This is a genomic window from Desulfocastanea catecholica (genome assembly GCF_054657295.1).
In genome coordinates this window covers 138,631-152,071 of sequence record NZ_BAAHYZ010000004.1, presented here as the reverse complement: position 1 = coordinate 152,071, position 13,441 = coordinate 138,631, and the positions used below count along the sequence as shown (strand labels likewise).

Below are 13,441 nucleotides of genomic sequence, written 5' to 3'. Positions count from 1 at the left end.
GATCCCTATCGTAGTAATAATGGTATCACATGTCCATGAAGTATGGAAGTCTTACTGAAAATTGAGATTGGCATGAAGCCAGATTATTCTCGCCCATTTTCACCATATAAACTGCAGACAGGTGACCAGTATGAGCAAACCGGTAAAATATTTTATGATAGCTGCTGCTTGCATCGGTATAGTAATCATTGCCGGAGTAGTGGCCGTTTCAATGCTTGTCGACATCGAACGCTACAAGCCTAAAATCGAACAACTGGTCACCGAGAAAACCGGGTACCCCTTGACCCTTGGCGGCGAGATCAGCCTGTCGATTTTTCCCTGGGTTGGTCTGAGCTTCACCGAGCTGCAGCTGGATAATCCTGATGGATTTGTCGATAAAAAGTTTGTTCGTATCGATAGTTTTCAGGCACGGCTCAAGGTGCTGCCCCTGCTGTCACGTAATGTGGAAATAAGCAGCTTTGTCGTCAAGCAGCCGGAGATATTTCTCGAAAAGAATGCCAACGGTATCTGGAATTGGCAGAAACTGTCCGAGTCAACCAAGACACCGCCCGCTACACCGCCCGCTGCGGCACCTGCAAGCGCTCCGTTACCTGTGGCCGGTGAGAGTGGCAAACAGCCTGCCGAGAAGAGTCTGCAACAGGATGGCTTTGTTTTGCAGTCACTTGTTGTTGGCGAATTTGCCATAACCGACGGCCGCATTCATGTAAACGATCTGCAGAACAAGGTGAAACATGAGGTGTCTGATTTCAATCTGCAGCTTGACGACGTTTCCCTCGATACCCCCATCAAAATAACCATGTCGAGCCACCTCGATGGAAAACCACTGAGCCTGAAAGGCTGGGCAGGGCCTGTTGGCTCCGACCCCGGGGTAGGCAGACTTGAGCTGGATCTGGTCGTTGAGGCCCTTGAAACGATGACCGTAGAGACCAGCGGCTATGTCGATGACCTGAAAGGACAAAAAAAATATAACCTTGACGTCAATGTACCGACATTCAGCCTCAAAAAGCTGTATTCCGTCCTCGATATGCCTTTTCCGGTGGCAACCGCTGACCCGAAGGTTCTTGACGAGATCAGTCTTCAGACAACTGTCGCCGGTGATGCCGGGCAGGTCGCCCTGTCGGGTGCAAAAATTATCCTCGACGACTCGACCATTACTCTCGACCTGACCGCCAAAGATTTTTCCCGCCCTGATCTGGCCATGAACCTGGTCGTTGATGCCATTGATGTCGATCGTTATCTTCCGCCTGCGGCAGCAGAAAGCAAACCGTCTTCCGGGCAGGAGCAATCCGGGACACCACCAAAACCACCGGTACAACCGACCGCCGCTGTCTCATCGCCTGCAAAGAAACCTCCGGTGAATTACGAACCCTTAAGAAAAATGGTGCTGCAGGCGACGGCGAAGCTTGGCAAGGTGCAGGTACACGGCGGCACGGTGAACAACCTTACTGTCGACCTTGCTGGAAAGAATGGCCTTTTTACGCTCAATTCTCTTCTTATGGAGCTCTATGAAGGGAGCATCAGCGCCACCGGAAAGGTCAATGTGCAAAAAAACATCCCGGTCACTGCCCTTAACCTTACAGTGCAGAACGTTCAGGCAGGCCCTCTACTCAAGGATTTTGCGGAAAAAGAGATCATTGAAGGCAAGCTGAAGGCGAAGGTTGCTGTCACCCTGCAGGGGGATACCGCGCCGCGTATTAAAGAGTCCCTGAACGGCAAAGGAGATCTGCTCTTTTTGGATGGCGCCTTGCTCGGTCTGGACCTGGCCCAGATGGCCCGAACCATCAAGTCCGGCTTTACCCTGCAGCAGCAGGGGGAAAAGCCAAAAACCGATTTTGCCGAGCTGCACGCCCCGTTTACCATAACCAACGGGCTGGTCAATACCCAGGAAACGATCCTGCGCTCACCTTTTATCAGGGTATCTGCCACGGGCAATGCCGATCTGGTTAGCGAGTCGCTGGACATGAAGGTCAAGCCAACCCTGGTCGGTACGATTAAAGGACAGGGCGACGTGGAGGAACGGCAGGGAGTGACAGTGCCGATCCTCGTCGGGGGAACCTTCAAGGCCCCGAAATTCAGGCCCGACCTTGAAGCTCTGGCCAGGGACCGGCTGCCGAGCGAAGAGGAACTGGGTGAAATCATCAAGACGGGCAAGGTTCCTGCCGAGACGAAAGAAAAATTGAAAGAAGATGTCGAACAGGCCAAGGGCTTGCTGAAGGGGCTATTCGGTAAATAAAAAGTGAAAATGATAAAGATGATTGCAATGAGGAACGTTACCTGGATTATAATGCCGGTTGCTACTTTTCATAAACAATACCTTCTAAGATAATTTCAATCAGAGACACCATATGCCACAGCAACGGTTGATAACTGCCAGACGGATAGTTGTAAAATTAGGCAGCAATGTCATTACAGCCAGGAACGGCTTGAATCTGGATGTGATCGAGGCCATATCCAATCAGATCAGTACGCTCATGGACAAAGGGATCGAGGTGATCCTCGTATCCTCCGGGGCCATGGCGGCCGGGATGCGGAAAATGGGCATGGATCGCCGCCCGGATGAGATACCGAAGCGCCAGGCAATCTCCGCTATCGGCCAGAGCGGCGTTATGCACGCCTATGAGAAAAGTTTTGCGGTGCATGATAAAAAAATTGCCCAGATTCTATTGACCGGAGATGATTTAAATAATCGGAAACGATATCTGAACGCGAGAAATACCCTGCACACCCTTATGGAATGGAAAATCGTGCCCATTATCAATGAGAACGATACCATCATGGTTGAAGAAATAAAATTGGGGGATAACGACAATCTTGCCGCCTTGATCACTTTGCTGATGGATGCGGATTTCTTATTCATCTTAACCGATATTGATGGCCTGTATGATAAAGACCCACGGCAATTTTCCGACGCCTGTCTGGTTCCAAAGGTTGGAAAAATTAAAAAAGAAATTGAAGAGTCAGCAAGTAATATGCCGGGTTCACTAGGTACGGGCGGCATGTTCAGCAAAATCCTGGCCGCTCAGAAAGTCACCTCAGCCGGAATTCCAATGATAGTTGCCAGGGGGAACACGGATAATGTGTTGTTGAGGCTGTTTGCCGGCGAAGAGCTGGGAACCTATTTTGTGCCGAAAGAAGGAAAAATGGCCAGCAGGAAATGCTGGATTGCCCACACCTTGGCCCCTAAAGGGAGCATCATCATTGACGAAGGGGCTGTTCGTGCCGTCCAACAGAATGGAAAAAGTCTGCTGCCCATAGGCATTGTCGCCGTTGAAGGAAATTTTAAAGAAGGCGCCGCCGTTGATTTCAAGACAGCCGACGATACAGTCATCGGGGTCGGCCTGGTCAACTACAGTTCTTCGGATATCAATTTGATAAAAGGATTAAAAACATCGCAAATCAAAGCCTGTCTTGGCGGCAAACACTACGATGAAATCATTCATCGAAACAATCTTGTGTTGAAGGATTTCTGATAGCCGATCCACGGTCGGAATCTTTTTGTAGTAAAGAGGAGGTCGCATGGGAGTGCCGCAATGGCAGCAGAAACTGCCTCAGGACAAAACCGTCACCGCGCAGACGGCGCTGGCCTCTGTTACAAACGGCTGCCGTGTTTTCTTGGGCACCGGCTGCGGCGAACCCCAGCATCTGATCCACGCCATGATGGCTGATATGAGTTTTCAGAACATCATGATTTACCAGATGCTCTCCCATACCCTGGCGCAATATGTCGATGACCCGACCTTTGCCAAGCGTTTTTCCCTCAAACTGTTTTTCATCAGCGAACCGATGCGTAATGCCGCTTTTGAAGGGAAAATAGATTATCTGCCGACCTATCTGTCGCAAATCCCCAAATTATTTGACAGCCGGCAGATCGGACTCGATGTGGCCCTGATCCAGGTCAGCCCGCCCGACCATTTCGGCTTTTGCAGTTTGGGGGTTTCCGTGGATATCACCCGTTCCGCCATCGAAAACGCCAAAATGATCATCGCGCAGGTCAATCCGCGCATGCCGCGCACCTGGGGCGACAGTCTGGTACATATCGATAAAGTTGATTTTTTTATTCCCCATGAAGAAGCGCTGGTCACCTATCAGCCCAATTTGCAGGATGATCAGGTGACCAGGCGTATCGGCCATTTTATTTCCCAGCTGGTTCGTGACGGGGATACCCTGCAGATTGGGTTTGGCATGCTGCCCAATGCCATTCTCCCCTATCTGGCTGGGAAGAAAGATCTTGGCCTGCACACCCAGCTCATCACCGATGCCATGCTGCCGCTGTTCAGGCAGCAGGTCGTGACGAATGAACGGAAGTCCCTGCTGCCTCGCCGGGTCGTCGCCTCGCTCTGTATGGGCACGGAAGAGCTGTATCGTTTTGTCGACGACAATCCGTTTTTTTATTTTCGCTCCTCGGAATTTGTCAGCGATTCCCTGGTGATCGCCAGAAACGACAATCTCGTTTCCATAAGTTCCGCCCTGGAGGTCGATCTTACCGGACAGGTCTGTTCCGATTCCCTCGGCTATCGTTTTTTCAGCGGCATCGGCGATCAGGTTGACTTTTTACGCGGGGCGGCTATGTCCAAAGGCGGCTTCAGCATCGTTGCCCTGCCGTCGACCGCGAAAAACGGTGAAGTTTCTCGAATTGTCTCGCACCTTTCCGAAGGGGCAGGGGTGGCGACCACCCGCGGCGATGTGAATTTTGTTGTCACCGAGTACGGCTATGCCGAACTGCAGGGCAAGGGTATTTATCAGCGAGTCATGGAGCTGGCGCAGATCGCCCATCCCAGGTTTCGCGCCCAGCTGATCAATGCGGCAAAAAAACACCACTACATTTTCGCTGATCAGCTGCCGCCTCTGGAACAGGATCTCATCTTTCTGGAAAAATACTACTGGCGGATCGATTTAAAAAACGGCCGGCCGGCATTCATTCGACCCTTATACCCCTCCGATGAATTTGACTACCGAAACTTTTTCTATTCCCTCAAGGAAGAAACCATATACCGTCGATTTTTTTATAAAATACGGCTTTTTTCCCATGAGGTTGTCCAGGAACAATGGGCGGAGGTAGACTACCATGACAATATGTCCCTCATCGGCCGGGTCCAGAGCGAGGGGCATTCCGAAGTGATCGCCATCGGCTCCTACACTCTTGACAAAGACGGCTATGCAGAGGTCGCTTTTGTCGTGCACGACGACTACCAGGGACAGGGGATCGCCGGTCATATGCTCGAGTATCTCGAACAGATCGCCAAAGAGAACAACTTCGTTGGTTTTGTGGCGAGGGTCATGGGGGAAAATCAGGCGATGTTCGCTGTTTTCAGGAAGCGCTATCCCCATATTGAAGTGCATCCCACTCCGACCGGGGAGATTGTTGTCACCATGCCTTTTGCCCCCTGCAAAGAGGGCGGCGGTGACGAGGTCGATACTCATCGCGGTGTAACTCCGTCTTAATCCTCAGGATGCTGCCATGTACTTTCATGCTGCTCAAATAGAAGTGCAAGCCTGGATTCCCCCGCTTGTCGCCTTCGTCATCTCTTTTTTTACCTCCATGGGCGGGGTGTCGGGGGCTTTTCTGCTGCTGCCTTTTCAGATGTCTTTTCTTGGCTATACCGCGCCTTCAGTCAGTGCCACCAATCAGTTGTTCAATATAGTGGCCATTCCCAGCGGGGTCTATCGTTATTGGCAGGAAGGCAGGATGGTCTGGCCGCTTACCTGGATAGTGGTGCTCGGCACCCTGCCGGGGGTACTGCTCGGGGCCATCGTCCGTGTCACATATTTACCTGATCCGCAACACTTCAAGTTATTTGCCGCTGCAGTCCTGCTGTATATCGGCTTTCGGATGATTCGAGATCTGTTGGGAAAAAATACCGGCAGCGAAACCAAGACCGAGAGTGAGAAGAAATTTCAGAAGATGGTCAAACGACACCGGGGTGGTGGAGAGGCGGCTGGACACCTGGATCCCGCCGCCCGGGCTGCGGTCAGATTAACCCACTTCAATGTGCATCGATTCGGTTATACCTTCTATGATGAACAGTTTGATGTATCAACCTGGGGCATCTTTTCACTCAGCCTGCTGGTCGGTGTTGTCGGAGGGATATACGGCATCGGCGGCGGATCGATTATCGCCCCCTTTTTTGTGACGTTTTTTCGGCTGCCTGTCTACACCATTGCCGGCGCGGCGTTGATGGGCACTTTTGTAACTTCCATCGCCGGAGTCATCTTCTATCAGGCGATGGCACCTTTTTATCCAACCATGTCCATTGCCCCGGACTGGATGCTGGGCATTCTTTTTGGGGTAGGGGGGATGGCCGGTATGTATCTCGGGGCCAGATGTCAAAAACATGTGCCGGCAAAAGCAATTAAATGGATGCTCTCGAGTATCTTGGTCTTTACCGCCCTGAAATATATACTTGATGCCGTAAAGTGATTGATGCTCCTTCGGCAAAAGCCGATTTCTGTTGCTTATATATTACAGCAAAGAAATCAACCCGTTCAGCAAGGAGCGAACCAAATGAAGCAGACCAAGCACAACCTTTTGGCCATATGCAAACAGCTTGCCGAGAAGAGAATCCGGCTCGTCTTTTTCGCCCCGCAGAAGCTTCTCGGCTCTTGCCGCAGGGTCGGGATGACTTGACAGGAAGGTATGCTGCTTTGCCAGGACGGCAAGTTTGTTCAGTGCGGAAACAGCAGGCGATATGCCATGACCTTGCGCTTGAAGAAATGCCGCACCGTATTGATCTGCCTGTCGTTCTTCGTGCTGTGAGAATTGCGCATGGGTGAGTTGTTCGGCAAAGCTGCCGATCACCGAACCGGCAATTTGACCGAGCTGATTTTCCTGGGATGCCAATCCTTTTCTCAGTGCGCTCGTGGCATACGCCAGCACCACCTTCCTCCTGTAATGGTCCTTGACCACATGGCCCATCTCATGCCCGATAACAAAAAGAAGTTCGGCATCGGTCATAAGATCCATCAACCCGCTGTAAACCCGTACCGTGCCATCCGCCATAGCAAAGGCATTCACCTCTCCGGTCAGATACACCTTGAAATTGAAGGATTTCCCGTCTCTTTGTGAAAAGTCTGCAACCAGCCCTCGAAGTCGTGTGTTGTAGGGGTTTCCCGTTGGAGCAACACGCTGCCGGCTGTCTGCAGCCTGCGCGGCACGCCGGGCCAGATTGTTGACATCTTCATCCGTCAGGGTAATGGCAGTCACAGCGTCCGTGGCCGCATCCGTCATCAGCAGAACATTGGTATCTTCGCAGGATGCAAGAAAAATCGCAAAGACAATAGCGAGAACAAATCGACTCATGGAGATAGTTTTTAAGACAAAAGACGCTGGAGTTTACTATTGATAGACTGTCACCTTAAAAGTAATTACTGCATTGTCATCAGGTAATTGTAAGCGTGTTGGCCAATGATCAAACCGTTATTGGACCGGCATTGCCTCAGGAAATTCCCACGTGCCATCGATGAGCTCTTTCCGGGGTTGATACAGGCGCACCATGTAGTTCCAACCTTTGCTGATGGGCAGATAGTTCTGATTTTCAGGGTCGCCGCCAAAGTGAATGGTAATGCTGCCGCCTTCGTTTTTTAGGGCGGTTATGCTGTTGATCGAATAGGCGTCTCGATTGTTCTTTTCCATGAAGCCCTTGGCGTTGTACACTGTCACCGACCAGAAACCATCGACGGGCACATCTTTTGCCGTCAGCACATAAGGCGTTTTGCCATCATTCTGTGCCGGCACGCCATTGACATACATGGCGGCTGCTTCCGGGAGGCCACCCCATTCGAATGCCGTCCCCAGCAGGTGGTCGATCGGGTTCAGCTTCGCTTTGTCGCCAAACATGCCGGCAGCATTGGCTTTCGTCGCCGCCAGCACATTGATGACAACCCTCATCTTGTTAAGCGATGCCTCATCCCAATCCGGAATTTCGAACGAACCGGCATTGTCCTGCACGGCCTTGATCTGATCTTGCAGAGCGTTTGCGCTCCTGATGTCGTCCAGATTCGATGCGTCCATGAATGTGCGGAAGATAACGATCATGTAGCGCGTGCCAATCTTTTCGAGTGTGAGGGTGAACTCGCCGGATCCGTGCTCCACGGGCTGCATGGAATGATCCTGGTTGATGATCAGCATCGATTGGTAGCGCCCAGCCGGGTCCGGTTTGGTAATCCTGACCGGGTTGGTCAGATCGAAAACGCCAAAGGAATACAGGGTGTCCCGGTTCATTCGAATGACATCCTGCTGGTCGATCGGGACGGGGTGTCGGATATGGACGATTGTGCCGAAGCCACCCTGAGCGACGTAACGTTTCAGCGTTTGATCAGTTTCTGCCCGCACGAAATTGTCGACTGTTACCGTCTCAGCTGCCCGCAAGGTGTTCGAGGCCAGACAGAGCAGGGAAACAACCAGCAATAAGGTGATGTATCCGGTTTTCTTCATTTCTCTATTTCCATTGAGGTCATTGAAATTTTGCGGCCAAGGTAAAATTCAGCAGCGCGTGAATATGTGCTCGTCCGGGAAGTGTCGGCGGTCCCGGACACACCTCCGGCATACGAATCAGCGGCGACAGGGTGCCGAGGTAGCACCAGCGTATAGTCTGTTAATCATAAAAATGAATGAAATACAATATGATGTCATCATAAGCCACCGAATTTTCTTTTCTCCCTGCCTATTGTGTTAGCCATAGTTAGCCCAGGCCCGCGTTGCTCAGTCCTGCAGATTAAGGTTGATGTCGAAGGAGAATTTTCACCACGCAATACTACCGCACTTCTCACCGGCACTCAATGTTTGTATGGTTGTGCTGATTTTGTGGTGGATGACACAGGGAGCCCAGGGATGGAAACCACTCCATTTTTAGAGAAAATTCAGGGAAAAGAACTGCAGGCACAAAAAAAGGGGTTAAGATAAAATATCTTAACCCCTTGAATATACTTGGTAGCGGGGACAGGATTTGAACCTGTGACCTTCGGGTTATGAGCCCTATGTATATAAGTTTTCCTCGTCTTTTTTTCACCAATAATAACTTATTATGTCTTTGACATCAGTTAGATATAAGTATATTATGAGTTCTAGAAATTTCCTGAAATTTGTTGATTTTTTGTTAATTTATAGAACCTGCATAGAACCAGCATAAAACTAGACAGGAGGAAAAAGTGAGTGAAAACAAGACAAAGAAGTTCCCTTTCACGTTAGAGCGACTCAGGAATATAGAGCCAGGAACAAAGAGAAGCTACGTCTATGACACAAAAACGGAAGGACTCCGTGTTCAGGTGACTCCCGCTGGTGCAAAAACTTTTCAATATTATTCCTGGGTGAAAAATCACGGGCCGGTGACCATTACCATCGGTCGGTTCCCAAAAGTCAACCTGGCTGATGCCAGGAAGAAAGCCGTTGAGTGGGCTGGTGAAATCTCTCTGCGAGGTAAAGCCGTCATTGAAGATTTGCAATCTGAGCGTCTGGAGCAGACCTTCGCCGATCTGTTTGAATCATGGTTTAAGGATCAACAAACCATGGGCAAGCGTGATCTGATCAATGTTAGATCGCGATATGAAAATCACATCAAAACTACCCTGGGGAACAAGCGGCCATCTGCCTTGACAGAAAAATATCTTAGTAGTTGGTTCTTACAACTACCAAAAAGAAAAAAATCTCAAGGAAACGGAACGATAAGCAATACTACTGCTAATCGCTGTATGGAAATAGTGAGCGCTGTGTTTGTCGCCAAGTCAAGCACCAACCCGGCTGCAACCATCAAACATTTTCCAGAAGAGAGCAGAGAGCGTTACCTGTCTGGCGATGAATTGGCCTGCCTGTTTGAAGCGCTCGAACACAAGGACACAGCCGAAGAACTTAGAGATATTGTCCTGCTGGCTTTGACAACCGGAGCAAGAAAGATGAACCTGCTGTCAATGAAGTGGAACGATGTTGATCTTCCGAACATGCTGTGGATCATTCCTGCAGCTATCAGCAAAAACAAAAAGTCCATGGGGGTTCCATTAATTCCCGAAGCAGTTGATATTCTAAAGCGTCGAAAAAAAGCAGCGAGATCGATCTTTGTTTTCCCGTCTAGTGGGAAAAAAGGGCATGTAGTGGATATTCGCCGGTCGTGGTCGGCTCTGCTTGTAAAAGCAGGTATAACTGATTTTGTTTTTCACGATTTGAGGCGGACCGCTGGCAGCTGGCAAGCCCATATTGGCAGCAGTGACATTATCATAGGAAAATCCTTGGGGCACAGCTCTACTCAATCAACGAGAATCTATGCTCGGATAAGAGATAATAATCCGATACGCGACTCATTGGCTGGAGGGTTTGCAGCGATGGTTGAAGCTAGCAAGATAAAGAAGGTTGTTAACTTAGGTGAAAAATAGTGCAGGAAGAATATTATGAATCTCCGGAAGAATCGGAAGCTCGCTTTGAGCATGAGCTTGAAAGGCTGGAAAATGAGCCTTCATATATGAGTGTATCATGGGAAAAATTTACTGTTAATCCAACAGACATTGGCGCTAAGTGTTTATGGCTAAAGTATAGCAAGAAGGGACAAAGTATTCCACGCGAAGTAATGGAACGTATGATTCGTATCATTGAAGACGATATCGAACAATATCAATTTGGCGCTGACAAAGGACGTTCCCTTCCGGGATCGCTCACTAAGCAGGAACAAGAAGAACCTGTTTATGCCCTGCTTCATTGTGCAAAGGAAAACCCTGATCATTTTTGGCAGATTTTACATGAATCCTCTCCTGATGATTCCTCTGTATTTCTACCTATTCAATCTTTTTATCCTGACTCTTTGCTAGAAAAATTAAGAGCAGAGTTCCCTAATAAAAGACGCTTGACATCAGAAGAATTGTATGAGGTCTTCGGCAAGCTATTAGGTCTTGTTTTTGAGGAGAGTGGATCTGGCGTTGGAGAAAGAATGAGATTGAGATACACCAAAACCTACAAAAAAAATTTAAAGAGGCGAAATGAGCTATACGAGAGATTTAAGCCATAGGATAGGTCTATGGGAAGAATTTCGATAACATATTAAAACCTGAGAAATGGTTTGAGCCTTCAGAGGGCATCTGTGTTTTGGCACAGATGCCCTCTTTTTTTTGGGGTGTGTGTGTCATAACAGTCAGTAACAGACGAGCGCTCGTAACTAAAAATCAAAAAAGAAAGGAACACTATGAACAAAAATGAACAATTGTACACACCAGATGAATTAGCAGCAAAACTAAAAGTCACCGAGAACGCCCTCGGCATATGGCGACACAACGGAACCGGACCGAAGTATATCCGGATTTCGAGAAGAGCAATCCGTTATGCCGATGGTGCTGTTCAGGAATGGCTAAAAGAACAGGAGGTAGCATGATGGCAATATCACATACCTTCATAACCAAAAACGGTCCCAAAATGGACCACAACTTCACAAGGGGGAAAGCAATAAGGCAGAAGTGCCTTGACTGTTGTTGCTGGCAGGAAGCTGAAATCAGGCGGTGTACTGCGCAATCTTGCGCACTTTACCCCTTCCGCATGGGAAACACCAGGCGAGGGATGGAAACAAATAATTTAACGACTACGGAGCAATTATGAAAAAGGTAAAAAAAGGAAAAACACAGTCAGCACGGTTACTCGAATACTTACAGGCCAACACGAAAGCCACAGCTCTGCAATGCCATGAAGAACTTTCAATAATGCACCCTGCAGGGAGAATAAGGGATTTACGAAAGCAGGGCTGGCCGATTGGAACCAACTACTATCAACAAATTGATGCACGTGGGGTTGAGCACAGGGCCGCACAATATTATTTGCAGAGGGAAAAACTAACCCCCGAACAGCAGAATATCCTAATCTGAGTCTTCCAGGACAATTCAAGAGATATTCTACTACCCGGGTAAGGTAACTATACCTTACCCGGTTCTTTATTTCAATTGGAGAACCCGAATGAATGAGCACTGATGACAAACCGAACAAATACTTCAGCATGGGTTTGAGGGGGAACCCAGAGACAGCCAAGGCACTTCTGCAGTATTACCCTATGCCGGCGACCAACAAAAAAGCTGTGAAAGAGAGCAGGCTTATCGCCGTCAACACGATCCTCAGTAATCAGATTAAAGGGGATGTCCTCAAGGTCCGGAACATCTCAAAAGAGCCAGGCAGGACAATCCTTTTGCAGGTGTTCAATCATATGGTCGAGCATGGATTGATCACCAGGAGTGTTGATACAATGCTGTCTTCAGAGATCAAATATCAACCACTGGCCAAGCTTTATCTCCCTGCAGGAATAGTTTACACGCCTCGGCATCAAATCTACTACAGACCAGAAAAAAAGGAGAACCGAACTCATATGAATCTTGATACTCCCGAGAAGAAGGAGTTGGCAGCACGCCTGTCTGCATGGTGGCATTTTATCGAGCAGCAGGACATAAAGCACAATATCAGCCAGGAATATTTTGACCTGCTCAACCGATATCAGGTCGAAGTTTGTAAAAAAGAACCGTTGAACTATCCAGAGCAGACGAAAATAAAACCATATTTTTCATTCAACAACAAGGAGATGACCAAGGGCGGACGACTGTACGGCGCCTGGTGGACCGGAGCCAATAAAAGACTCCGCAAACAAACAACAATTAATGGAGAACTCACTTCAGATGTCGACGGTCGAGGAATGCATGTCCAGCTATTGTACCGCGAAGCAAATGTGAAATTCCCGGACCATGACCCATACGTCTACCAAGATGAGACGCGGACCATAACCAAGCAGCTGATGCTCCTGATGATGAACACCAAAAAAGATTATGAAGATCGGGATAAAGGCAGGAAAGCGGTGGCGTACACCTACGCAAAAAGTCGAGATTGCCCAAAGGTCAGCAGGGATCGGCTAATCGCATTGATGAAGGAGTTGGAGCAGTGTCACGAGCCGATAATCAATTACCTGTACAAATCCAACTGGGGCAGACTGCAGATGGTTGAGGCCCAGATTATGATGAATATCATGGAGGCCGGGATGAAAGAAAATATCCCCATACTGCCCGTTCATGACGGCTGCCTATGTCCCAGGTCGGCAAAATCCCGAGTAGTGGAACTCTTCAACGAACAAGGGATCGAGGCAGCAGAAAACCAGAAGCACCTGATCCCACTCCCAGAGGAAGAGTTACGGCAAATTTTACGGCAGGACCAGAAGCTCAAATTAGCGGCATAAAGTCATTTCATCCGGTTGAGATATACACTACTTTCGATAAAAAGCCGGTAAGCCAAGGCAGGATGGATGGCAGTCATAACAGCTTAACAGTATGATATTGTGATAAAATAGTGAGCTGAAACCAACAAGCCCAGGAGGAAGGAGTGTGCACACTATAGTATCTGTCTATCGGTGTACACACTCCTTCCAGCTTCGACCGAAAGGGATCAATGCGCAGCGCAGCTGGAGGTGAAGAATTAAGACCCCGGCTTAAGGCGAAGCCTTAA

General features: G+C 49.0%; 11 protein-coding genes. 9 read left to right on the top strand and 2 right to left on the bottom strand.

Annotated features, from left to right (window positions below; translation table 11 throughout):
- The first annotated feature begins 130 nt into the window (after nt 1-130).
- From ACYQ8U_RS05345 to ACYQ8U_RS05330, 4 genes are all read left to right on the top strand, one after another.
- Nucleotides 131-2,233 (top strand): AsmA family protein, encoded by a 2,103-nt coding sequence (locus ACYQ8U_RS05345; protein WP_459944485.1) that lies wholly within the window; start codon nt 131-133, stop codon nt 2,231-2,233.
- Between the two features lie 112 nt (nt 2,234-2,345).
- The gene (gene proB / locus ACYQ8U_RS05340; RefSeq protein ID WP_459944484.1) at nt 2,346-3,470 is read left to right on the top strand and encodes a glutamate 5-kinase; all 1,125 of its coding nucleotides are present in this window, start codon (nt 2,346-2,348) and stop codon (nt 3,468-3,470) included.
- A 46-nt stretch (nt 3,471-3,516) separates the two neighbouring features.
- Nucleotides 3,517-5,442 (top strand): GNAT family N-acetyltransferase, encoded by a 1,926-nt coding sequence (locus ACYQ8U_RS05335; protein ID WP_459944483.1) that lies wholly within the window; start codon nt 3,517-3,519, stop codon nt 5,440-5,442.
- 16 nt (nt 5,443-5,458) lie between these two features.
- A complete protein-coding gene (locus ACYQ8U_RS05330; RefSeq protein WP_459944482.1) occupies nt 5,459-6,418 on the top strand; it encodes a sulfite exporter TauE/SafE family protein in 960 nt (319 codons plus the stop codon).
- 42 nt (nt 6,419-6,460) lie between these two features.
- Here the strand turns inward: ACYQ8U_RS05330 and ACYQ8U_RS05325 are convergent, their stop codons facing one another.
- Nucleotides 6,461-7,297 (bottom strand): M48 family metalloprotease, encoded by an 837-nt coding sequence (locus tag ACYQ8U_RS05325; protein ID WP_459944481.1) that lies wholly within the window; start codon nt 7,295-7,297, stop codon nt 6,461-6,463.
- Between the two features lie 117 nt (nt 7,298-7,414).
- Nucleotides 7,415-8,431, bottom strand: a complete 1,017-nt coding sequence (locus ACYQ8U_RS05320; RefSeq protein WP_459944480.1) for a DUF1214 domain-containing protein — start codon at nt 8,429-8,431, stop codon at nt 7,415-7,417.
- 713 nt (nt 8,432-9,144) lie between these two features.
- Between ACYQ8U_RS05320 and ACYQ8U_RS05315 the strand changes: the two genes are divergently transcribed.
- The 5 genes from ACYQ8U_RS05315 (at nt 9,145) to ACYQ8U_RS05295 (ending at nt 13,175) form a co-directional block, all read left to right on the top strand.
- Nucleotides 9,145-10,359 (top strand): tyrosine-type recombinase/integrase, encoded by a 1,215-nt coding sequence (locus tag ACYQ8U_RS05315; RefSeq protein ID WP_459944479.1) that lies wholly within the window; start codon nt 9,145-9,147, stop codon nt 10,357-10,359.
- On the top strand, nt 10,359-10,985 hold the full coding sequence (locus ACYQ8U_RS05310) for a hypothetical protein (protein ID WP_459944478.1): 627 nt from the start codon (nt 10,359-10,361) through the stop codon (nt 10,983-10,985). Before ACYQ8U_RS05315 ends, ACYQ8U_RS05310 begins: the two co-directional genes overlap by 1 nt.
- A 174-nt stretch (nt 10,986-11,159) precedes the next feature.
- Nucleotides 11,160-11,345 carry a helix-turn-helix transcriptional regulator gene (locus ACYQ8U_RS05305; protein WP_459944477.1) on the top strand — a complete coding sequence of 62 codons (186 nt, stop codon included), beginning with the start codon at nt 11,160-11,162 and terminating at the stop codon, nt 11,343-11,345.
- A 217-nt stretch (nt 11,346-11,562) separates the two neighbouring features.
- Nucleotides 11,563-11,829 carry a helix-turn-helix domain-containing protein gene (locus ACYQ8U_RS05300; RefSeq protein WP_459944476.1) on the top strand — a complete coding sequence of 89 codons (267 nt, stop codon included), beginning with the start codon at nt 11,563-11,565 and terminating at the stop codon, nt 11,827-11,829.
- 92 nt (nt 11,830-11,921) lie between these two features.
- Nucleotides 11,922-13,175 (top strand): hypothetical protein, encoded by a 1,254-nt coding sequence (locus ACYQ8U_RS05295; protein WP_459944475.1) that lies wholly within the window; start codon nt 11,922-11,924, stop codon nt 13,173-13,175.
- Nucleotides 13,176-13,441: the final 266 nt, after the last annotated feature.